Source organism: Ferdinandcohnia jepli, assembly GCF_047246645.1.
Taxonomy (GTDB): domain Bacteria; phylum Bacillota; class Bacilli; order Bacillales; family Bacillaceae_L; genus Ferdinandcohnia.
Genome location: NZ_JBFOKR010000002.1, coordinates 155,099 through 177,777, shown reverse-complemented (window position 1 = coordinate 177,777; position 22,679 = coordinate 155,099). Strand labels below are relative to the sequence as shown.

Annotated in this window: 21 protein-coding genes; 20 read left to right on the top strand and 1 reads right to left on the bottom strand. The window is 36.9% G+C overall.

The genetic code is table 11. The features are described 5' to 3' along the window. Window positions 1-105 precede the first annotated feature (105 nt). The 13 genes from gpr to deoC all read left to right on the top strand — a co-directional run bounded on the left by gpr (window position 106) and on the right by deoC (window position 15,618). Window positions 106-1,233: a GPR endopeptidase gene (gene gpr, locus AB3M96_RS02845; RefSeq protein WP_412966053.1), complete on the top strand. Its 1,128-nt coding sequence runs from the start codon at window positions 106-108 to the stop codon at window positions 1,231-1,233. Between the two features lie 87 nt (window positions 1,234-1,320). After that, on the top strand, window positions 1,321-2,517 hold the full coding sequence (spoIIP, locus tag AB3M96_RS02840) for a stage II sporulation protein P (protein ID WP_412966052.1): 1,197 nt from the start codon (window positions 1,321-1,323) through the stop codon (window positions 2,515-2,517). Between the two features lie 21 nt (window positions 2,518-2,538). Further along, the gene (locus tag AB3M96_RS02835; RefSeq protein WP_412966051.1) at window positions 2,539-2,895 is read left to right on the top strand and encodes a YqxA family protein; all 357 of its coding nucleotides are present in this window, start codon (window positions 2,539-2,541) and stop codon (window positions 2,893-2,895) included. Between the two features lie 236 nt (window positions 2,896-3,131). Continuing rightward, a complete protein-coding gene (lepA, locus tag AB3M96_RS02830) occupies window positions 3,132-4,958 on the top strand; it encodes a translation elongation factor 4 (RefSeq protein WP_412966050.1) in 1,827 nt (608 codons plus the stop codon). 100 nt (window positions 4,959-5,058) lie between these two features. Beyond that, window positions 5,059-6,195, top strand: a complete 1,137-nt coding sequence (gene hemW, locus AB3M96_RS02825) for a radical SAM family heme chaperone HemW (RefSeq protein ID WP_412966049.1) — start codon at window positions 5,059-5,061, stop codon at window positions 6,193-6,195. A 167-nt stretch (window positions 6,196-6,362) separates the two neighbouring features. Beyond that, window positions 6,363-7,394: a heat-inducible transcriptional repressor HrcA gene (hrcA, locus tag AB3M96_RS02820; RefSeq protein WP_412966048.1), complete on the top strand. Its 1,032-nt coding sequence runs from the start codon at window positions 6,363-6,365 to the stop codon at window positions 7,392-7,394. Between the two features lie 126 nt (window positions 7,395-7,520). Next, window positions 7,521-8,105, top strand: a complete 585-nt coding sequence (grpE, locus tag AB3M96_RS02815) for a nucleotide exchange factor GrpE (protein WP_412966047.1) — start codon at window positions 7,521-7,523, stop codon at window positions 8,103-8,105. Between the two features lie 32 nt (window positions 8,106-8,137). Beyond that, complete coding sequence (dnaK, locus tag AB3M96_RS02810; protein ID WP_412966046.1) at window positions 8,138-9,961, top strand: molecular chaperone DnaK; 1,824 nt, start codon at window positions 8,138-8,140, stop codon at window positions 9,959-9,961. 333 nt (window positions 9,962-10,294) lie between these two features. Continuing rightward, window positions 10,295-11,425, top strand: a complete 1,131-nt coding sequence (gene dnaJ / locus AB3M96_RS02805; protein ID WP_412966045.1) for a molecular chaperone DnaJ — start codon at window positions 10,295-10,297, stop codon at window positions 11,423-11,425. 281 nt (window positions 11,426-11,706) lie between these two features. Further along, window positions 11,707-12,651, top strand: a complete 945-nt coding sequence (prmA, locus tag AB3M96_RS02800; protein ID WP_412966195.1) for a 50S ribosomal protein L11 methyltransferase — start codon at window positions 11,707-11,709, stop codon at window positions 12,649-12,651. A gap of 30 nt (window positions 12,652-12,681) precedes the next feature. Then, the gene (locus AB3M96_RS02795) at window positions 12,682-13,425 is read left to right on the top strand and encodes a 16S rRNA (uracil(1498)-N(3))-methyltransferase (RefSeq protein WP_412966044.1); all 744 of its coding nucleotides are present in this window, start codon (window positions 12,682-12,684) and stop codon (window positions 13,423-13,425) included. Window positions 13,426-13,430: 5 nt separating this feature from the next. Next, on the top strand, window positions 13,431-14,789 hold the full coding sequence (gene mtaB, locus AB3M96_RS02790; protein ID WP_412966043.1) for a tRNA (N(6)-L-threonylcarbamoyladenosine(37)-C(2))-methylthiotransferase MtaB: 1,359 nt from the start codon (window positions 13,431-13,433) through the stop codon (window positions 14,787-14,789). Window positions 14,790-14,949: 160 nt separating this feature from the next. After that, entirely contained in the window at window positions 14,950-15,618 is a 669-nt protein-coding gene (gene deoC / locus AB3M96_RS02785; RefSeq protein ID WP_412966042.1) for a deoxyribose-phosphate aldolase, read from the top strand. A gap of 43 nt (window positions 15,619-15,661) precedes the next feature. Here deoC and AB3M96_RS02780 read toward each other — a convergent pair whose 3' ends face one another. After that, window positions 15,662-16,588, bottom strand: a complete 927-nt coding sequence (locus AB3M96_RS02780; protein WP_412966041.1) for a Na/Pi symporter — start codon at window positions 16,586-16,588, stop codon at window positions 15,662-15,664. Between the two features lie 336 nt (window positions 16,589-16,924). Here AB3M96_RS02780 and rpsU point away from each other — a divergent pair, with 336 nt between their 5' ends. The 7 genes from rpsU to yqfD all read left to right on the top strand — a co-directional run bounded on the left by rpsU (window position 16,925) and on the right by yqfD (window position 22,679). Then, complete coding sequence (gene rpsU, locus AB3M96_RS02775; RefSeq protein WP_015595024.1) at window positions 16,925-17,098, top strand: 30S ribosomal protein S21; 174 nt, start codon at window positions 16,925-16,927, stop codon at window positions 17,096-17,098. Between the two features lie 16 nt (window positions 17,099-17,114). Next, window positions 17,115-17,561 carry a GatB/YqeY domain-containing protein gene (locus AB3M96_RS02770; RefSeq protein WP_412966040.1) on the top strand — a complete coding sequence of 149 codons (447 nt, stop codon included), beginning with the start codon at window positions 17,115-17,117 and terminating at the stop codon, window positions 17,559-17,561. A gap of 440 nt (window positions 17,562-18,001) precedes the next feature. After that, window positions 18,002-19,330, top strand: a complete 1,329-nt coding sequence (locus AB3M96_RS02765; RefSeq protein WP_412966039.1) for an NfeD family protein — start codon at window positions 18,002-18,004, stop codon at window positions 19,328-19,330. A 21-nt stretch (window positions 19,331-19,351) separates the two neighbouring features. After that, a complete protein-coding gene (gene floA, locus AB3M96_RS02760; protein WP_412966038.1) occupies window positions 19,352-20,347 on the top strand; it encodes a flotillin-like protein FloA in 996 nt (331 codons plus the stop codon). 32 nt (window positions 20,348-20,379) lie between these two features. Then, window positions 20,380-20,859, top strand: a complete 480-nt coding sequence (locus AB3M96_RS02755) for a hypothetical protein (RefSeq protein WP_412966037.1) — start codon at window positions 20,380-20,382, stop codon at window positions 20,857-20,859. Between the two features lie 91 nt (window positions 20,860-20,950). Further along, window positions 20,951-21,235 (top strand): sporulation protein YqfC, encoded by a 285-nt coding sequence (yqfC, locus tag AB3M96_RS02750; protein WP_412966036.1) that lies wholly within the window; start codon window positions 20,951-20,953, stop codon window positions 21,233-21,235. 256 nt (window positions 21,236-21,491) lie between these two features. Beyond that, a complete protein-coding gene (gene yqfD / locus AB3M96_RS02745) occupies window positions 21,492-22,679 on the top strand; it encodes a sporulation protein YqfD (protein WP_412966035.1) in 1,188 nt (395 codons plus the stop codon).

Genomic DNA, 22,679 nt, shown 5'->3' with positions numbered 1-22,679 from the left:
AAATTGAATGAACAGTATTTACTCAGGCAAAGCTATACATAGTATGTAAAAAAACTAGTCTTCAATTTGAAGTTACCTGAGCTAACAAAATGGGAGGTTATTATATTGGGCGAGCAACTTGATTTGAGCAAATACTCTGTGCGAACAGATTTAGCACTTGAAGCACGAACGATGGCAGTAGAGGAACGAAATAAAAAAAGGCAACAAGAGCAAGAGCCTGTTTCCGATATTGAAGGAGTAATAGTTAAAGAAAGAGATGTTGATGGAATTAAAATTTCAACAGTAGAGATTACAGAAGAAGGCGCAAATGCGATTGGAAAGAAAAAAGGGAATTATCTTACACTAGAGGTACAAGGAATAAGACAAAAAGACTCTGAGCTTCAACAAAAAGTTCAAGAAGTGTTTGCGAAGGAGTTTAGTCACTTTCTTCAAAAGCTTAATATCTCGAAAGATGCAAGTTGTTTAGTAGTAGGGTTAGGGAACTGGAATGTAACTCCCGATGCATTAGGGCCGATTGCAGTAGAAAACTTGGTTATCACAAGACACTTATTTAATTTACAACCTGAAAGTGTCCAAGAAGGATTTCGGTCCGTAAGTGCGATTGCTCCGGGGGTAATGGGGATAACTGGTATCGAAACGAGTGACATAATTTATGGTGTAATTGAGAAATCGAAGCCGGATTTTGTAATAGCAATTGATGCATTGGCTGCACGTTCTGTGGAACGTGTAAATTCTACCATACAAATATCAGATACAGGGATTCATCCAGGATCAGGTGTGGGCAATAAGCGTAAAGAACTTAGTCAAGATTCACTTGGTATTCCGGTTATCGCTATTGGAATTCCGACAGTTGTAGACGCCGTTTCTATTACTAGTGATGCAATTGACTTTATTTTAAAGCATTTTGGTAGAGAAATGAGAGAAGGTGGGAAACCTTCACGTTCACTAGTACCAGCAGGTATGACATTCGGAGAAAAAAGAGTGTTAACTGATGAAGATTTGCCTGGAGAACAGGAACGAAATACATTCTTAGGAATTGTCGGAAATCTACCAGAGGATGAAAAAAGAAAATTAATTCACGAGGTTCTTGCTCCATTAGGACACAACTTAATGGTTACTCCAAAAGAAGTTGATGTTTTCATTGAGGATATGGCGAATGTGATAGCGGGTGGACTAAATGCTGCGTTACACGGTCAAATTGGACAAGATGAAATAGGGGCATATACTCACTAAGAAAAGTTAATGAAATCTAGCAAATAGGTTCTACCAATCAAAGTCTGCACATATCAATATGATAGACAGACTTTGAGGAGGTAGAATATGAAAGGCTATAGAGCAACTGGAATGATGGTATCAATACAAGGGACAAGCATTGTAAAAGGGATTTTATTCCTCATATTTTGCTTTATATTACTTTTTACAATAACAGGTGCAATCGTTTCTCTGAAGCCTGAGTATCGAATCACGTCCTCAACAATTGGTAATGTAGCGACAAACCTAACAGGAGAATCACTGATCCATTTACTAGGGTACGAAAATCGTTATTTTACTCAAGCTCTAACTGACTCTTCTAGCAAACCGAATTATGCGTCTGCTGTGTTTAAAGCAGCTACAAATATGAATTTGGATGACCCGAGAAGTTTCTTAGGCCGTGAGCTTCCAGGATTTTCAATTTTCGATGGAAAAATCATAGTTGCTGGTGAAGGTACCAACTATACGAATATGCCTGTCGAATCTCCTCCACCATTAGAAGTATTACTAGATGAAAGGCAAGCAGCAACACAAAACATAGAACAGTTGGAAAGACCAGAAGATGCTGAAGCATTGCCGCCACCAACGATGACAACAGGTGATAAGAAGGTTGTGTTTATTTATCATACACATTCATATGAATCATATCTTCCACACTTAAAAGTAGGAGATGATCCAAATAAAGCTGTGCATCCAGAGATGAACGTAACAAAGGTTGGTGAGATGCTAGGCGAGGAGTTGCAAGCCAGAGGAATTGGCAGCCAAGTGGATACAACAAATATGAAAACTTACCTGGATCAAAAAGGCTACAATTGGAACCAATCCTATAAGGCTTCTGGTGAGCTATTTGTGAGTGCAATGGGTAACAATAGAGAATTAACACATTTTATTGATATACATCGAGACTCCAAGCGGAAAAACGACACTACTATAACAATCAACGGAAAAGAATATGCAAGGATTGCCTTTGTAGTTGGAACTGATAACCCATCATATGAAAAAAATGTTGAAATTGCTAAGAACCTACATCAACTACTGGAAAAAAAATTTCCTGGTCTTAGCAGAGGAATACTAGATCAAGGTGGACCTGGCAATAATGGAGTATATAACCAAGATAAATCGAATAATGCAATCTTAATAGAGTTTGGCGGAGTCGACAATAATTTTGAAGAACTTAGAAGGACATCAGCTGCAGTTGCAGATGTATTCGCAGAATACTACTGGCAAGCGGAAAAAGTAAATGCAACAGATTCTAGTAAGGAATAACCTTATTAAGGAGTAATTTCAATGGCTAAATTCATGATGAAATGTTTCTTTATTCTAACTGTACTCTTATTTGGAGTACTAATCGGAATGCAACAAGCAAATGAGGGCATGAAGAAGATGAGGGGGTATGATGACCCTTCTCTTCAAGGTGCTTTTCATATTACTGACTCTAGTAATGGAGAAGTTGAAGCATCCGTATTAGGTAGAAAAGTAACAAGTCATGATTTAGAAGAAAAGCAGCAGCAGCTTGAGGAAGTAGAGGCATTCAACTTATTCTCAAGTATTGGAGAAAAACTAGGGGAGGGAATAAGCGCTCTATTTGAAAAAGCAATGGCTGCTATGGGAAATGCTATTGGGGGTATCCTTGAAAAACTGTGATGTCGAAGAGTTTGCTGGGTAAAGGGGCAAACTCTTTTTTCTATTCTAACATTTTGCATTCTCCAATGATAAAAACCTTATTCTATTCTTAATTGAATGTATTTAATTTGTTCTGTATAATCTAATCTAGTGTAGTTTAAATACGAAAACTAAATATGGTATCAACTAGTTAAAATTGTCCAGCACTTGTCGGGTATAAACATGGTGCTTGCGCTTTTCTGATACAGGAGGATTTTTTGATGAACAAAGAAGAGAGACTTAAGAGACAGTCTAAAATACGAAATTTTTCAATCATTGCTCATATAGATCATGGGAAGTCTACATTAGCAGACCGTATATTAGAAAAAACAAACGCTTTAACGCATCGTGAAATGAAAGACCAATTGCTAGATTCGATGGATTTAGAAAGAGAACGTGGGATTACGATCAAGCTAAATGCTGTTCAATTAAAATATAAAGCGAATGACGGAGAAGAATATATTTTTCATTTAATAGATACTCCGGGACATGTTGACTTTACGTATGAGGTTTCACGAAGCTTAGCTGCTTGTGAAGGTGCTGTGTTGGTTGTTGATGCAGCGCAAGGTATTGAGGCACAAACACTTGCTAACGTATATCTAGCTCTAGATAATGACCTTGAAATTTTACCTGTTATTAATAAGATTGATTTACCTAGTGCCGACCCAGAACGTGTAAGACAAGAAGTTGAGGATGTAATAGGTCTTGATGCATCTGAGGCTGTATTAGCTTCAGCAAAAGCAGGAATTGGAATCGAAGAAATACTTGAGCAAGTAGTAGAAAAGGTTCCAGCACCTCAAGGTGACCCAGAAGCTCCTTTAAAGGCACTTATTTTTGACTCTTTATATGATCCATACCGCGGAGTAGTAGCTTATATACGTGTAGTAGAAGGAACAGTTAAACCAGGTGACAAAATAAAAATGATGGCAACTGGCAAGGAATTCGAGGTAATTGAAGCGGGAGTATTTACACCTCGTGCCACTCTTCAGGATGAGTTAACTGTTGGTGATGTTGGATTTTTAACGGCAGCTATCAAAAATGTGGGAGATACTCGGGTTGGTGATACTATTACAAATGCGAAAAATGGTGCTACAGAGGCACTGCCAGGTTATAGACGTCTAAATCCAATGGTGTTCTGTGGACTATATCCAATTGATACTGCGAGATATAATGATTTGCGTGAAGCGTTAGAAAAGCTTGAATTGAATGATGCAGCACTACAATTCGAACCAGAAACTTCTCAAGCTCTTGGGTTTGGATTCCGATGTGGATTCCTTGGCCTATTGCACATGGAAATCATCCAAGAACGAATTGAAAGAGAATTCAAGATTGACTTAATTACAACAGCACCAAGTGTTATCTATGATGTATTTTTAACTGATGGATCAGATCTTCGAATTGATAACCCTTCAAATATGCCTGATCCACAAAAAATCGATCGAATTGAAGAGCCGTATGTTAAGGCAACAATGATGGTACCAAATGATTTTGTAGGTGCTGTCATGGAACTTTGCCAAGGAAAACGTGGTATTTTTATTGATATGCAATACCTAGATGAAAATCGTGTAAGTATTGTTTACGAAATACCATTAGCCGAAATTGTATATGATTTCTTTGATCAGTTAAAATCTAGTACAAAAGGATACGCATCCTTTGATTACGAGTTAATTGGCTACAAGCCATCAAAACTGGTTAAAATGGACATCCTTTTAAATACTGAAAAAGTTGATGCACTTTCCTTTATTGTTCACCGTGATTCAGCGTATGAACGTGGAAAAGTAATTGTTGAAAAACTTAAAGAACTAATTCCTAGACAACAATTCGAAGTACCAATTCAAGCAGCGGTTGGTCAAAAGATTATTGCCCGGTCAACAATTAAAGCAATGCGTAAGAACGTATTGGCTAAATGTTATGGTGGAGACATTTCCCGTAAACGTAAGCTTCTTGAGAAACAAAAAGAAGGTAAAAAGCGTATGAAGCAGGTTGGATCTGTTGAAGTACCACAAGAAGCATTTATGGCTGTGTTGAAAATGGACGATAAGTAAAAACACATTACAGGTACCGCAGACTTTATCTGCGGTACTTGTCTATTTTTACTTAAAAAATTATCTAGTAAAGTCTTTAAATAAAAAAGGAAGTGATTCTTTGGTACAAGCAGCATACCTTCACATCCCGTTTTGTGAACAAATTTGTCATTATTGCGATTTTAATAAAGTGTTTTTACAAGGTCAGCCTGTTGATGAATATTTAACTTCCATGGATAAAGAACTGAAAAATACTGTAAAAGCATATCCGCCAGAACGAATGAAAACAATATTTGTTGGTGGTGGAACTCCAACTGTACTTTCTGAAAGACAACTAGAGTTCCTTTTAGCTAGTATTAACAGATATTTGATACCTAGAGAAGAAAATCTTGAATTTACGTTTGAAGCCAATCCGGGAGATTTATCAGAGGGAAAATTAAAGGTTTTATATAACTCAGGTGTTAATCGACTAAGTTTTGGCGTTCAGACTTTTGATGACGAACTGTTAAAAGGGATAGGTAGAACCCACCGGCAAAAAGATGTTTACCATACGATTGAACTAGCGAAGAAGGTTGGTTTTGAAAACATAAGCATTGATTTGATGTACGCATTGCCACACCAAACAGTAGAAAGCTTTAAAGAATCTCTTGATATTGCCTTTTCACTAGATATTGAACATGTATCTGCGTATTCGCTAATTATTGAGCCGAAGACAGTTTTTTATAATCTCATGAGAGTAGGTAAACTTCAGCTCCCTAGTCAGGAAAATGAGGCAGTTATGTATGAACTATTGATAAAGGAAATGGAAAAGCATCATTTTCATCAGTATGAAATTAGTAATTTTGCCAAGACGGGTTATGAAAGCCGTCATAATCTAACTTATTGGAACAATGATGAATATTTTGGTATTGGTGCTGGTGCTCACAGCTATGTCGATGGAAAAAGAATTACAAACGCTGGCCCAATTAAGAAATATATGTCATTAATTGATGAAAATGATTTTCCATATATCGACACCCACAAAGTAACAACACAAGAAAAGATGGAGGAAGAACTGTTTCTCGGTTTAAGAAAGATAGCAGGGGTTTCAATCGCTCATTTTAAAGAAAAATTTAATGTGAATATTTCAAATGTTTTTGCTCAACAGATTGAAGAACAGAAATCGAAGGGTCTGTTAGAAGAAGTGGAAGGATTTCTTCGTTTAACCCATAAAGGTAAATTTTTAGGGAATGAAGTTTTTCAGGCGTTTCTGCTATAGAAAACAATAAATTTTTAGTTTTGTAATCCGAAATATTTTACTATCTATAAATGTGCTTTATTTGCTCTTTGAATAAAGTTAAATCGTTGACAATACAATTCTTATTTGGTAATTTATTTATAGAATTAGCACTCACATTTAATGAGTGCTAACAGAGGTGATGTTCCTTGCTAACAGATCGTCAGCTACTAATTCTTCAGGTTATTATTGATGACTTTATTAGATCTGCACAACCAGTAGGATCAAGAACATTGTCGAAAAAAGATGAGATTGTGTTTAGCTCAGCAACTATTCGCAATGAAATGGCAGATCTAGAAGAACTCGGTTTTATCGAGAAGACACACAGCTCATCAGGAAGAGTGCCTTCGGAAAAAGGCTATCGTTATTATGTTGATCATCTACTCTCGCCTAGTCGATTATCTCTTAAAGAAAAACAAGAGCTAAAATCGATTTTCGCTGAGAAAATCTATGAACTTGAAAAGATTGTACAAAAATCGGCACAAATCTTGTCTGATCTAACTAATTACACTTCAATAGTACTTGGACCTGCCTTTAAAGAAAATAAGGTAAAAAGATTACAAATTGTACCGATTAATCACGAAACAGCTGTAGCTATTATTGTTACAGATAATGGCCATGTTGAAAATCGCACTATCTCATTCCCAGAATCAATAGACCCTAGTGATATTGAGAAAATGGTGAATATATTAAACGAGCGACTTGTTGGAGTACCTCTAACAGAGCTTAAAAACAAAATATATAAAGAAGTTGCCATGCTGCTAAAAACAAATATTCGTAATTATGATTCGGTTTTAAATGTGTTAGACCATACACTTACTGTACAAACAGAAGAGAAAGTCTATATCGGCGGTAAGACAAATATGCTAAGTCAACCCGAATTTCACGATATTGAAAAAGTGCGTTCTCTGTTTAGTATGATTGATAGTGAACATGAGTTCTCAAGACTACTACGTACAGATAAAGCTGGTATTAATATTAAAATCGGTCATGAAAACAATAATATTGCGATGAATAACTGCAGTCTAATAACGGCAACATATTCTGTTGGTTCCGAGCATCTTGGTTCCATTGCCATATTGGGACCTACGAGGATGGAATATTCACGAGTTATTAGCATCTTACAACATATAAGTCAGGACTTCACTAAGGTTCTTACCAAGTTGTATCAAAATGAATAGCAGTGGCTATATTTAGTAAAGGGTGTTTTTCACCCTTATACATATACTAATCAACAAAAAGCGGGCGCAAATGCATCATGGCCCAATTTATTAGACGATAAACCTACTTTAAGGGAGGTGAAAAAATTGGCTAACGAGAAAGAAACAGTTACAGAAAAGACTAATGTAGAAACTGAAGAAGTACTAGAAACAATTGAACAAGTAGAAGCAGAATTAGTAGAAGACAGAGAAAATGAAGTGCAAGATGAATTATCGAAAGCCAATGAGAGAATAGCTGAACTTGAAGCTAAGCTTGAGGAGGCAGAAAATCGCATTTTACGTAACCAAGCTGACTTCGAAAATTATAAGAGACGTGTTCGCTTAGATCAGGAAACAGCAACTACATATAGAGCTCAAAGCTTAGTAAATGATTTATTACCAGCTCTTGACAACTTTGAAAGAGCTCTTCAAATAGAAGCAAAAGACGAGCATTCAAAATCAATTCTGCAAGGTATGGATATGGTTTACCGCAGTATTGTGGAAGCATTGAAAAAAGAAGGTGTTGAACCAATCGAAGCTGTTGGGGCATCTTTTGATCCACATGTTCACCAAGCTGTTATGCAGGTAGAAGATCCTGATGTAGAATCTAATGTTGTTATAGAAGAGTTCCAAAAAGGATATAAACTAAAGGATCGAGTTTTACGTCCTTCAATGGTTAAAGTAAATCAATAAACTAATAGTGACAAAATAAGGAGGTTATTTCCATGAGTAAAATCATTGGTATAGACTTAGGTACAACTAACTCATGTGTGGCTGTGATGGAAGGTGGAGAAGCAAAGGTTATTCCTAACCCTGAGGGTAACCGAACTACTCCTTCTGTTGTTGCATTCAAAAATGGTGAAAGACAGGTTGGTGAGGTTGCGAAGCGTCAAGCTATCACGAACCCAAACACAATTATTTCTATTAAACGTCATATGGGAACAGATTATAAAGTAGATGTCGAAGGTAAGCAATATACTCCACAAGAAGTATCAGCAATCCTTCTTCAATATTTTAAATCTTATGCAGAAGAATATCTTGGAGAAAAAGTAACAAAAGCTGTAATTACAGTTCCCGCTTATTTTAATGATGCAGAACGTCAAGCAACAAAGGATGCAGGAAAAATTGCTGGTCTTGAGGTTGAACGTATTATTAACGAACCAACAGCAGCAGCACTTGCTTACGGACTAGATAAGACTGACGAAGATCAAACAATTCTTGTCTATGACCTTGGTGGTGGTACGTTTGACGTTTCAATTCTTGAACTTGGTGATGGCGTATTTGAAGTTAAATCTACTGCCGGTGACAACCGTTTAGGTGGAGATGACTTTGACCAAGTAGTTATCGACTATTTAGTAGATCAATTTAAAAAGGAAAATGGAATTGATCTTTCGAAAGATAAAATGGCGTTACAACGTTTAAAAGATGCTGCTGAAAAAGCGAAGAAGGATCTTTCAGGTGTTACATCAACGCAAATCTCATTACCATTTATTACAGCTGGTGAAGCTGGTCCATTACACTTAGAGATTTCATTAACTCGTGCTAAGTTTGATGAGCTAACTGCTGGATTAGTTGAGCGTACAATGGGACCTACTCGTCGTGCATTACAAGATGCTGGTTTATCTGCTAGCGAGATTGATAAGGTAATCCTTGTTGGTGGATCAACTCGTATTCCTGCTGTACAAGAAGCTATTAAAAAAGAACTGGGCAAGGAACCTCATAAAGGTGTTAACCCTGACGAAGTGGTGGCACTTGGTGCTGCAATTCAAGGTGGGGTTTTAACTGGTGATGTTAAAGATGTAGTATTATTAGACGTTACACCATTATCACTTGGAATTGAAACAATGGGTGGAGTTTTCACACGTCTAATTGAACGTAATACAACAATTCCAACAAGTAAGTCACAAGTATTCTCAACTGCTGCTGATAATCAAACAGCTGTAGATATCCATGTACTTCAAGGTGAACGTCAGATGGCAGCCGATAATAAAACATTAGGACGCTTCCAATTAACTGACATTCCGCCGGCACCACGTGGTGTTCCACAAATTGAAGTTACATTTGATATTGATAAAAACGGTATTGTAAATGTTAAAGCCAAGGATCTAGGAACTAATAAGGAACAAGCAATTACAATCCAATCTTCTTCAGGTCTATCAGATGATGAAGTACAGCGCATGGTTCGTGAAGCAGAAGAAAATGCAGAAGCAGACAAAAAGCGTAAAGAAGAAGTTGAACTTCGAAACGAAGCTGACCAATTAGTATTTACAGCTGACAAAACGCTTAAAGATCTTGAAGGAAAAGTTGATGAAGCAGAAATTGCAAAAGCTACTGAAGCAAAAGACGCTCTGAAACAAGCGATTGAAAAGAATGACCTTGAGGAAATCCGTGCGAAAAAGGATGCACTTCAAGAAGTAGTTCAACAACTTTCAGTAAAACTTTATGAGCAAGCAGCTCAAGCTCAGCAAGCAGCTCAAGGTGCAGATGCAGGCAAAAAGGACGACGATGTCGTAGATGCTGAATTCGAAGAAGTAAAAGACGATAAATAGAAAAGCGGAGGCGAGCGTCGCTGCGAGCCGTAGCTAGACAAGTATAAAAGCATAGAACGTTCACTATAAGAATTGCCTATGCAATTCTTAGCAAAAAAGTCGAAGTCAGGCATGTCTTGGCTTTGACTTTTTTAGTGTTGAACACGGACTAACCACGAATAAGCCAAAAGTAAGAACTTTTTAGCGTATAAAAAAGTATTGGAGTACTTTCTTATGCGCTAAAGGATTATGTGAAATACTGGTTAATAACAAACAAGGCAGTTGATTTTATTGCCTTTTCCTCAAAATAAATGATAAAATATTCTTTATGTGAATGATGCGGGAGTGGATTTGATGAGTAAAAGAGATTATTATGAGGTACTCGGGGTTTCGAAAAGTGCTAGCAAGGATGAAATAAAAAAAGCATATCGAAAATTATCGAAAAAATATCATCCCGATATCAATAAAGAAGCGGATGCTGCAGATAAATTTAAAGAAATAACAGAGGCGTATGATGCCCTAAGTGATGATAATAAACGGGCTCACTATGACCAATTTGGTCACGCAGATCCAAACCAGGGCTTTGGTGGATTTGGTGGAGGTTCTGACTTTGGCGGTGGATTTGGATTTGAAGATATCTTCAGTTCTATTTTTGGAGGCGGGACAAGACGAAGAGACCCAAATGCTCCACGTCAAGGAGCGGACTTGCAATACACAATGACGTTGCAGTTTGAAGAAGCTGTATTTGGTAAAGAAACTGATATAGAAATTCCACGTGAAGAAGAGTGTTCAACATGTGATGGATCTGGTGCAAAACCAGGAACGAAGCCGGAAACATGTTCACATTGTCATGGGACTGGGCAGCTAAATGTTGAGCAAAATACTCCTATCGGTAGAATTGTTAATCGTCGAGTTTGTCATCATTGTAGTGGAACAGGTAAATTTATTAAAAATAAATGTTCTACATGCAGCGGTAGTGGCAAAGTAAAAAAACGTAAAAAAATTCACGTCAAAATCCCTGCTGGTATTGATGATGGTCAACAACTTCGTGTATCAGGTCAAGGGGAACCAGGTGTTAATGGAGGTCCTCCTGGAGATCTGTATGTTGTATTCCATGTGCGTTCTCATGAATTCTTTGAAAGAGATGGTGACGATATATATTGTGAAATGCCATTAACGTTTGCACAGGCAGCACTTGGTGACGAAATTGAAGTTCCTACTTTACATGGAAAAGTGAAGTTGAAAATTCCAGCTGGTACACAAACAGGAACTAAATTCCGTCTCCGTGGAAAAGGTGTACAAAATGTTAGAGGTTATGGTCAGGGTGACCAACATATTCACATTCGTGTAATTACACCAACAAAATTAACAGAAAAGCAAAAGCAATTACTACGTGAGTTTACAGAGATTAGTGGAAACGAAACTCCTGATGAACAGCATGATAACTTCTTTGCAAAAGTAAAACGAGCATTTAAAGGTGAATAAAGTGAAAGGCAAAAGCTCGGGGATTGGAAATTAGTTCTGCGCAGCAGCTTTTACGATAAACCTTTTAACTTTATTCAGCAGAAGTCCCCTACTTCTATAAGTGTGGGACGAATGCAAAAAGAGTATACAATTCAGTCGGGTTTCAAACTCCGACTGAATAAAGTTAAAGCCTCCGGCGGATGCCTCGATTTTTAAAAGGAAATCTTTCGAGCAAGCTCGAAAAAAATCGGGCGCAAATACGCCAAGGCGCATTTGATAATAATGGATTGGGGTTGGTAGAGATGAAATGGTCTGAAATTAGTATTCATACAACACAAGAGGCGGTTGAACCCATTTCGAATATTCTTCATGAGGCGGGTGCAAGTGGAGTTGTAATTGAAGATCCATTTGATTTAACAAAGGAACGTGAAAATATATTTGGTGAAATCTACCAACTTAATCCTGATGATTATCCAGAAGAGGGAGTAATTGTTAAAGCGTATTTACCTGTAAATAGCTTTTTAGGTGAAACAGTTGATGAAATAAAAGAGGCAATTAACAATCTATTACTTTTCGATATCGATTTAGGCCATAATAAAATAACAATAAGTGAAGTAAACGAAGAAGAATGGGCAACCGCTTGGAAAAAGTATTATAACCCTGTTAAGATTTCGGAAAAGTTCACAATTGTTCCTACATGGGAAACGTATGAGCCTGTAAGTAGTGATGAACTAATTATTGAACTTGACCCAGGGATGGCTTTCGGGACTGGGACACACCCTACAACTGTAATGAGCATTCAAGCATTAGAACGTACAGTAAAAAATGGTGATCAAATTATCGATGTTGGTACTGGATCAGGAGTGTTAAGTATTGCTGCTGCTATGTTAGGTGCCAAATCAGTTAAAGCTCTGGATCTTGATATCGTTGCTGTCGAGAGTGCAAAATTAAATGTCAAATTAAACAAGGTACATGACATCGTTTCTGTCTCTCAAAATAACTTGCTAGATGACATAGAAGGTCCAGTAGATGTGATCGTTGCAAATATTCTTGCCGAAATCATTGTGCGATTTACTGACGATGCTGCAAAAATAGTAAAACCTAATGGAACATTCATTGTTTCAGGGATAATTAACACAAAGAAACAAGAAGTAAAAGATAGCTTACTAAGTGCAGGTTTCCAAATTGAAGAGGTACTTGTAATGGAAGACTGGGTTGCAATAATTGCTAGAAAAAATATTGCATAATGCCTCAAGGTGCTCAGGTGGTGTAAGTAGATGCAACGATATTTTGTTGATGAATTAAATGATAGTCAAGCAGTTATTACTGGTGAAGATGTTCACCATATTACCCGTGTAATGCGGATGAATATAGGTGACAATATAATTTGCTGTAATAACGGAAAAATAGCTCAGTGTAGTATTACTGAAATTACCAATGATACTGTTTTTGCAGATGTTGTAGAATGGGTAGAGAACGCAAACGAACTACCAGTAAAAGTATGCATCGCCAGTGGACTTCCTAAAGGAGATAAGCTAGAGTATGTGATTCAAAAAGGGACCGAACTCGGCGCAACTGAGTTTGTCCCTTTTCTTGGCGCGCGTTCCATTGTAAAATGGGACAGTAAAAAAGGGCAAAAAAAGGTAGAACGTTGGAATAAAATTGCGAAGGAAGCGGCAGAACAGTCGCACAGAGCAGTTATTCCAGTTATACAACAACCGTTATCTTTAAAGGAATTAATAGCGCATAGTGATTTATATGATTATAAGCTAATTGCCTATGAAGAAGATGCAAAACGAGGAGAAAAATCTAATCTAGCACGTGTTTTATCGGAGCTAAAAGATGGACAATCTCTGTTGGTTATAATTGGGCCAGAAGGTGGCCTAAGTGAAAAAGAGGTTTTAATGTTACAGGAAGAAGGGTTTCTCTCATGTAGCTTTGGACCTCGAATATTGCGTACGGAAACAGCACCTTTATACGTTTTATCAGCTGTTTCTTATCATTTTGAATTAGCGAGGTGACAATAATGTCTTCAGTAGCGTTCCATACATTAGGTTGTAAAGTAAACCATTATGAAACGGAAGCAATTTGGCAGTTATTTAAAGAAGCAGGCTATGAACGTACAGAATTCGAAAGCACTGCTGATGTATATGTTATTAATACTTGTACAGTTACTAACACTGGTGATAAAAAGAGTAGACAGGTTATTCGCAGAGCAATTCGTAAAAATCCAGATGCAGTTATTTGTGTAACAGGTTGTTACGCACAAACTTCTCCTGCAGAAATCATGGCGATTCCTGGTGTAGACATTGTTGTTGGTACACAAGACCGTAAAAAAATGCTCGGTTACATTGAACAATACCAGCAAGAACGTCAACCAATTAATGGTGTAGGTAATATTATGAAAACACGTGTCTATGAAGAACTAGATGTTCCTGCTTTCACAGACCGTACACGTGCTTCTCTAAAAATTCAAGAAGGTTGCAATAACTTCTGTACTTTCTGTATTATTCCGTGGGCTAGAGGATTAATGAGATCCCGTGACCCTGAAGAAGTTGTTAAACAAGCACAATCTCTTGTTAATGCTGGGTATAAAGAAATTGTATTAACAGGTATCCATACAGGCGGATACGGTGAGGATATGAAGGATTATAATTTAGCTGCACTTTTACGTGATCTCGAAAGCAAAGTTATTGGGCTAAAAAGAATCCGTATATCATCAATTGAAGCTAGTCAAATTACAGATGAAATTATTGAAGTTCTTGATAACTCAACAAAAATAGTTCGTCACTTACATGTCCCTCTTCAATCAGGGTCAAATACTGTATTAAAGAGAATGAGACGAAAATATACAATGGAGTTCTTTGCTGAACGGTTAAATCGCTTACGTGAGGCATTACCAGGACTTGCACTAACATCAGATGTTATTGTTGGTTTCCCAGGTGAGACAGAAGAAGAATTCATGGAAACCTACAACTTCATTAAAGAACATAAATTCTCTGAATTACATGTATTCCCATATTCTAAACGTACAGGTACTCCAGCAGCACGTATGGAAGATCAAGTTGATGAAGAAGTGAAAAATGAAAGAGTACATCGTTTAATTAGTCTATCTGACCAATTAGCAAAAGAATATGCATCTGTATATGAAGGCGAAGTATTAGAGGTAATTCCTGAAGAAGTCGATAAAGACAATCCATCTAGCGGTCTATATATAGGGTACACGGATAATTACTTGAAAGTAAAATTCAATGCAACTGAAGAGATGATTGGTAAAATTGTAAAAGTGAAAATCACTAAAGCTGGATATCCGTACAATGAAGGCCAATTTGTAAAGGTTGAAGAAGATTTCCCTGTGGTTGAAGAAGCAAGGACAACTGCATAGTCAATACGTTACAGCTAATCCCAAAAAGGAGGGTTAGCTTCTTTTTTTTGTCACATAATATTGTTAAAAGACATACATATTTCAGTGTAGTCAACTATCTCTATCAATGATATGATGTTAGAGGTACGTACAACTCATTTTCGAAAAGGAGTAATACATAATGACAAATATTGCAAAGATGATTGATCATACAGCCCTAAAGGCGGATACTACAAAATCACAAATTGAAAAACTTTGTGCAGAAGCGAAAGAATATGGATTTGCCTCTGTATGCGTAAATCCAACTTGGGTGGAAACTGCTGCGGCTTTACTACAAGGTACAGAAGTAAAGGTATGTACAGTAATTGGATTTCCACTAGGTGCTAATACACCGGAAACAAAAGGCTTTGAAACAAAAGATGCAATTGAAAAAGGTGCTACGGAAGTTGATATGGTTATCAATATTGGAGCATTAAAAGATAAAAATGACTCATTAGTTGAGCGAGATATTCTTGCTGTCGTTGAGGCTGCAAAAGGCAAAGCACTTACAAAGGTAATCATCGAGACAAGCCTTTTAACTGACGAAGAGAAGGTTCGAGCTTGTGAAATAGCTGTTAAAGCAGGAGCAGACTTTGTAAAAACTTCAACTGGTTTCTCTACAGGTGGAGCAACAGTAGAGGATATCAGACTAATGCGTAAAACTGTTGGACCAGATATAGGTGTAAAAGCTTCAGGTGGAGTACGTGATGTAAAAGGCACACAAGACATGATTGAAGCAGGTGCAACTCGTATTGGTGCAAGCGCAGGCGTTGCTATTGTAAATGGATTAACCGGATCTTCGGATTATTAAAATAGAAAGACTGACCGATTTTTTCTTCGGTCAGTCTTTTCAATTATGCAGGTCTATGTACTTTTAAAATAAACTTATTTAATAATCCTGTAAACGGCAAGAAAAGTAACGAAGTCAGTACATTAAAAATAAAACTAACATGTGCAATTTGTACATCTGGTAATGAAGTTAATAATGTTGCTATAGTACCCAACACATTTATAAATGGAAAAAATAATGCAACTCCTATGAGATTTATCCAGATATGCGCATAGGCAGCTAATTTTGCTTCATGACGACTACCGATACTGGCGATAAATGCAGTGATACAAGTACCGATATTTGCTCCTAGTAGAACAGCGATTCCAGCATCTAAGGATAAAAGTTTTTCATTCATAAAGCCCATGATAATTCCTGTTGTTGCAGTGCTTGACTGAATAATGGCGGTTAGTACTGTTCCAATACCTACTCCAAATAGCTCACTTTCATTTGTACGTTGAAAGAATGTGTGGATTGATGGAAACTCTGAGATTGGTCTCGCAAGCTGTTCAAACCCATTCATAGCCACAAACATACAGCCTAATCCGAATATAAAACCACCAAAGCTAAATACCTGCTGATTATTAATGAATAGGCATAAAAAACCTATAATTAATAATGGAATAATACCTTCATATATATCAAACGTAATAATTTCCGTTGTGAAAGTGGTTCCGATATTTGTTCCTAGTATAATTCCTATCGATTGTTTGAATGTTAAATAACCAGCTGCGATCAGCCCAATCACAAGTACCATTACAGCTGAACTACTTTGAATAATAGCTGTAATTATTGTTCCGGTGAGTAGTCCTTTAATGGGATTATCGGTAAAACGAATGAGCCAAACCTTTATCTTATCCCCTGTAAGATTGTAAAGGCCAGTCCTCATTACGGTCATACCAAATAAAAATATTGCAATAAATACTGCAAATAACGATACTAGTTCTAGCATTTTCTTTTCACCTCTTATCACATTGTATGGACAAGACTCAGTGAAAATGACTACTTAGAATTTTTTACTCTTTTTTGTGTAATGAAAATTTGTTTCTACATAAATTACAAATAACTAAACTGAAGAAATGTACTACTTATAGGGAAATTACTATACTGACTTAACCGCAATTAAGTGATGGTTATATGAAATACAGTTGACCTAAAATACAGGTTATATTATAATTGCAAAGTACATGTTTATTTTTTTGCCATGGTAATATTGAATTGGCAATTAAGATACTTACATGTATCTTAATTCGATGTTAGTGGTTGTTTTCGGAGGGAGGGAATTAGAATGTCAAAAACGGTCGTTCGTAAAAACGAATCGCTTGAAGATGCTCTTCGCCGCTTCAAACGTACTGTATCTAAATCAGGTACAATTCAAGAAGCTAGAAAGCGCGAATTCTATGAAAAGCCTAGCGTAAAGCGTAAGAAGAAATCTGAAGCTGCTAGAAAACGCAAATTCTAAAAGAGGGTGTAGTTTTATGAGTCTTCTCGAGCGTTTAAATTATGATATGAAACAAGCGATGAAGAATAAAGAGAAAGATAGACTATCTGTTATTCGAATGGTGAAAGCATCACTTCAAAATGAAGGGATTAAGCTTGGCGCCGGTGAACTTTCTGAGGATACAGAATTAACTGTTCTTACTCGTGAATTAAAACAACGAAAAGATTCCCTCCAAGAATTTAGTAACGCTGGTCGTGAAGATCTTGTTAATAAAATTCAAAATGAAATTGAGATATTAGAAGTATACCTTCCTAAACAACTATCTGAAGAAGAACTTACAGACATTGTTAAGGAAACAATAAGTGAGGTCAATGCTTCTTCAAAGGCTGAAATGGGCAAAGTGATGGCTGCTATTATGCCTAAGGTAAAAGGTAAGGCAGACGGTGGTTTAGTCAACAAAATCGTTCAACAGCAATTATCTTAAAGAAAAACACCTTACAATTTGTGTAAGGTGTTTTTTTACATATAACTTTGTCCCGTTTACTATCTTTTGTGTACGCTTGAACAGTTAGAAACAAAAAGGTGCCCCGCAAGAGCCGTATACGATACACACTTGTGTAAAAAGAAGCAAAAGGTGTCCCGCAAGAGCCGAATGCGATACACGCTTGAGTAAAAAGAAGCAAAGGGTGTCCCGGAAGAGCCGTATGTTATACACGCTTGATTAAAGTTAAGAAAATGGTGCAACAGATATATATATCACAATTAAACATACCGCGTTAGTAAAATAAATAAAGCAAAATAATAGATCTAAAAATTTTTAATAAAAACCTAGTAATAACACAATAAAATGAAACCAAAATGCAATGTGAATCGTAATACATAATATCCGGTTAAGATAATGGTATATAGGAAGGGGGTAACGCCTTGAAGAAATTGAGATTATTTATATATTTTACGTTTATACTATTACCTTTGCTTGTAATGCTAGTTCCAAACAAAAGCTATAGTGCCGATCAAGTGGTCTATATTATTCCACTGGAGGAAACCGTTGAAAAGGGGCTGAGTGCTTTTATTGACCGTGCAATTACAGACGCGGAGGATAAGGGTGCAAACCTCATAATCTTGGAAATTAATACACCAGGAGGAGCGGTTGACGCTGCAACAGCGATTGGAAAAAGAATTCAAGAAGCAACTATTCCAATAGTGGCATTTGTTAATAATGATGCAATCTCAGCTGGGGCGTTTATTGCATTAAATGCAGATGAAATTTATATGTCAGAAAATGCAAGAATGGGTGCTGCTGGTATAATTGATCAAGAAGGTAATACTGCTGATGAAAAAGCTGTGTCTTATTGGTTATCTGCTATGAAGGGGGCGGCTGAGCAAAACGGCCGAGATCCTATATATGCCTTGGCCATGGCGGATAAAGAAATAGATTTGCCTGAGCTTGGTGCACCAAAAGGTAAGTTTTTAACGTTAACTTCTAGTCAAGCCATAGAAGTTAAATATGCAGAAGGTATTGCACATGACCGTGCGGACCTGCTTAAAACCCTTGGGTATGAAAAAGCAGCGGTAGAAGTTGCGGAGGTAAGTTTTGCAGAAAAACTGGCTCGTTTTATCACAAATCCAATTGTTGTACCGATATTACTATCGATTGGTAGTTTAGGGCTTGTTGTTGAATTATATTCACCAGGCTTTGGTATCCCGGGTATTATGGGGATTTCCTCTTTATTACTGTTTTTCTATGGTCATTTAGTAGCTGGACTTGCAGGTATGGAGTCTGTGATACTGTTTGTAATAGGTATTGTCTTAGTTCTGCTAGAATTTGTTTTACCGGGGGGGATAATAGGTTTGGTAGGAGTAGGCGCAATATTAACAAGCTTTTTTATGGCCGGTAGTAGCATTTGGCTAATATCTGTTTCACTATTAATTGCATTACTTGTGACAATCGTTGTCTCAATTCTGTTAGTAAAAGTGTTCGGAAAAAAACTACATGCCTTTAGAAAGATTATCTTGTTTGATTCGACAAATACTGAAAGTGGTTATGTATCAAATCAAAACAGAAAAGAATTGATTGGTATGCAAGGATTCGCTTTAACCACTCTTCGACCATCAGGTACTGCCTTAATTAACAATGAAAGAATTGATGTAGTTACTGAAGGTGGTTATATTGAAAGTAACAAAAAAATAGAAGTGATCAAAACAGAAGGTTCTCGAATTGTTGTTCGGGAAGTTACTGAAATTGATAAATAATTTATTTTAGGAGGTAACAAAATGCCATCAGGAATGTTAGTTATTTTATTATTGGTAGCACTAGGTATTATTTTATTAGCAGTATTACTTACATTTGTTCCTGTTGCACTCTGGATTTCAGCATTAGCTGCTGGAGTTCGTGTCAGCATCTTTACACTAATTGGGATGAGATTACGTCGAGTTATACCAAATCGTGTAATTATTCCATTGATCAAGGCACAAAAAGCTGGGTTGGAACTTAATACGAATCAGCTGGAAAGCCACTATTTAGCAGGTGGTAATGTTGACCGTGTTGTTAATGCGCTAATTGCTGCACAACGTGCAAATATTGAGTTAACATTTGAACGTGCTGCTGCTATTGACCTTGCTGGTCGTGATGTTTTGGAAGCTGTTCAAATGAGTGTTAATCCTAAGGTTATTGAAACACCATTTATCTCTGGTGTAGCCATGGATGGGATTGAGGTAAAAGCAAAAGCTCGTATTACAGTACGTGCGAATATTGACCGACTTGTAGGGGGAGCTGGAGAAGAAACAGTTATTGCCCGTGTAGGTGAAGGTATCGTAAGTACAATTGGTTCACAGGTCGATCATAAGAAAGTTCTTGAAAATCCAGATATGATTTCTCGTACAGTTTTAGCAAAAGGCTTAGATGCTGGTACAGCATTTGAAATACTCTCAATTGATATTGCGGATATTGATATCGGTAAAAATATTGGTGCGGTTCTTCAAACTGACCAAGCTGAAGCTGATAAAAAGATTGCTCAAGCAAAAGCGGAAGAACGTCGTGCAATGGCTGTTGCAACTGAACAAGAAATGCGTGCTCGCGTAGAAGAAATGAAAGCGAAAGTTGTGGAAGCAGAAGCTGAGGTTCCTCTAGCGATGGCAGAGGCTTTACGTTCAGGAAATCTAGGTGTAATGGATTATACTAATCTGAAGAACATCATGGCAGATACTGATATGAGAGATTCGATTGGTAAGAGTACTCATACAAATGACGAAGATCAAAATAAAAAATAGATAACCTCAAAATCTGAAGGGAGGTTTATCGAATGGAATCACCATTTCAACAGTTACTTGATTTCATTTTTTCGAATATATGGATTGTCATTATTATTGGTGGCTTTATCTTAAATACGTTTAAACGATTTAATGCTGGAGAATCAGAGCCAACCACTCAGATTCCGTTTCCTAAACAGTTTAATCCGTTTGACCAAGAAAAGAAGGAAGTCAAAGAAGTCTACGAAGAGCGGAAATTTGAAACACACGTTGATGAAACGCCTGTTTCTAACAGTTCGAATACCTTTTATGAGAAATACCTTGAACTCCAAGAAAAGAACTTGTATGGTGAAACTAGCCCTGCCGTGGAAGAGGTTATAAAGCCTACCAAAGCAAAGCCCACTAGGCCCATACAAACAGAACAACAACCTGTTCAAGCGTTTTCCAATAATAAGGTTGTGGAGGGTATAATCTGGTCTGAGATACTAGGTCCACCTCGAGCAAAAAAACCGATTCAACGAAGAAATTATTAATAACAAGTAGTGAACAGTATTTCTAAACGTAAATTCTGTTCTATGAACCCCTTTTCACTCATAAATATGAGATGAAAGGGGGTTCTTTTTTATGCCTAAAAATCTTAAGCAGCGTATGAAGAGTTGGATCACAAATAAGATGGAACTACCCGCTGATGTCATGATGGATCTTCCTAGAATTACGATGATAGGACAATTACATATTTACATAGAAAACCATCGGGGGTTGTTAACCTTTTCAGATACAGAGGTACGTTTATTACTGAAACAAGGACAACTCCTGATTAAAGGAAAATCCTTTGTTATTAAGACCATTTTACCTGAAGAAATAATGTTAGAAGGAACAATTGAACATGTCCAATATATCGAGAACTGATACCGTTTTTAAAATGTGGTGGTGTATGTAAGGTGAGTGTTGGTATTAAAGTTTGAAACAACGGCGGATACATCGTTTTTTAGGGGGGTCCGCGTATAACTGGCATTTGGCTTATTGGTCGACTGCCAGTAAGCCCAATCCGCCGATTCAATTAAGCTTTATATGGATATTAAATATCACTACGTTCAGGTTTCACTCGTTATCTTAAAAAAGTCGTTGCGAATATGCTAAAAGTGCATTGATTAGGGGGAAAAACATGAAGAACCATTGGATGCATTTCTTAAATGGAAGTGTAAAAGTTGCGATAAGAGGAAAAGGTACAGAGCGCTTTATAAATGAATGTGTACGGCGGGGAATCGTTGTTTGGAATGTAAAAAAACAAGGAACCTATACACTAACTTTCTCTATGTACCTTAAAGATATTTCTAAGGTACGAGCTGTTGTGCGTAAAAGTGATTGCAAACTCCGTTTTATTGGGAGAAAAGGGTTACCTTTTTTATTTCAAAAAGCTCTGCATAACAGCGGTTTTTTAATTGGGGCTATTTCATTTATTGTTATTATCACATTATTATCTAATATGGTTTGGGGAATTAAAGTTGAAGGTGCGAAACCGGAAACGGAACACCTAATTCTTCAGGAATTGAAGAAACTTGGCGTAGAAAAAGGGAAGTTTCAATTTTTTATAGAGGATAATGAATCACTTCAACGTCACCTAACTGATTCCATTAACGATATTACGTGGATTGGTGTGGAGTTAAATGGGACGACCTATCATTTTCAGGTAGTAGAGAAAAATCAACCAGATGCTCCAGAACGGTATAGTCCACGGAACCTCGTTGCGAAAAAGAAAGCAACTATTACGAGTTTGTTCGTCGAAGAAGGAAAACCAGTTGTTAAAAAGTATGATTTTGTAAATAAAGGTGATTTACTGGTTTCAGGGAAAATTGGTAAAGAAGGACAAGAAGTCTATGTTCCTGCCCGCGGAAAAATTTTTGGCGAAACATGGTACAAGTCTAAAGTAAAGGTAGAAATTTCAACGAAACTTAATGTTATGACTGGAAATAATAAAAATAAGCATTATTTATCACTAGGAAAATTTTATATTCCAATTTGGGGTTTTACGAATCCTAATTACCAAGAATTTAAGACGGAGACTCAAAAAAAGCATATTAAATTTTTCAAGTGGGAGCTTCCTCTCGCATACGTGAAGAAAACACTTAGAGAAACAGAAGAAGTTACTCGTGAATATAAGATGGACGAGGCAATTGAGGCGGCAAAAAGAATTGGTAGGAACGATCTTGAGAAACAGTTGGATAGTGACGCGGAAATAATTGGAGAAAAAGTTTTGCGTCAAACAACTAACAATGGTACAGTTATATTGGAAATAAAATATAATGTTATTGAAAATATTGTTACAACGATACCATTAGTTCAAGGAGACTAA

Bases quoted from the DNA above. Each gene is read 5' to 3' on its own strand.
- floA (WP_412966038.1), top strand. From the start codon at position 19,352: ATGCCATCAGGAATGTTAGTTATTTTATTATTGGTAGCACTAGGTATT.
- dnaJ (WP_412966045.1), top strand. From the start codon at position 10,295: ATGAGTAAAAGAGATTATTATGAGGTACTCGGGGTTTCGAAAAGTGCT.
- yqfC (WP_412966036.1), top strand. From the start codon at position 20,951: ATGCCTAAAAATCTTAAGCAGCGTATGAAGAGTTGGATCACAAATAAG.
- spoIIP (WP_412966052.1), top strand. From the start codon at position 1,321: ATGAAAGGCTATAGAGCAACTGGAATGATGGTATCAATACAAGGGACA.
- AB3M96_RS02835 (WP_412966051.1), top strand. From the start codon at position 2,539: ATGGCTAAATTCATGATGAAATGTTTCTTTATTCTAACTGTACTCTTA.
- dnaK (WP_412966046.1), top strand. From the start codon at position 8,138: ATGAGTAAAATCATTGGTATAGACTTAGGTACAACTAACTCATGTGTG.
- AB3M96_RS02780 (WP_412966041.1), bottom strand. From the start codon at position 16,588: ATGCTAGAACTAGTATCGTTATTTGCAGTATTTATTGCAATATTTTTA.
- deoC (WP_412966042.1), top strand. From the start codon at position 14,950: ATGACAAATATTGCAAAGATGATTGATCATACAGCCCTAAAGGCGGAT.
- prmA (WP_412966195.1), top strand. From the start codon at position 11,707: ATGAAATGGTCTGAAATTAGTATTCATACAACACAAGAGGCGGTTGAA.
- AB3M96_RS02795 (WP_412966044.1), top strand. From the start codon at position 12,682: ATGCAACGATATTTTGTTGATGAATTAAATGATAGTCAAGCAGTTATT.
- rpsU (WP_015595024.1), top strand. From the start codon at position 16,925: ATGTCAAAAACGGTCGTTCGTAAAAACGAATCGCTTGAAGATGCTCTT.
- AB3M96_RS02770 (WP_412966040.1), top strand. From the start codon at position 17,115: ATGAGTCTTCTCGAGCGTTTAAATTATGATATGAAACAAGCGATGAAG.
- mtaB (WP_412966043.1), top strand. From the start codon at position 13,431: ATGTCTTCAGTAGCGTTCCATACATTAGGTTGTAAAGTAAACCATTAT.
- yqfD (WP_412966035.1), top strand. From the start codon at position 21,492: ATGAAGAACCATTGGATGCATTTCTTAAATGGAAGTGTAAAAGTTGCG.
- AB3M96_RS02755 (WP_412966037.1), top strand. From the start codon at position 20,380: ATGGAATCACCATTTCAACAGTTACTTGATTTCATTTTTTCGAATATA.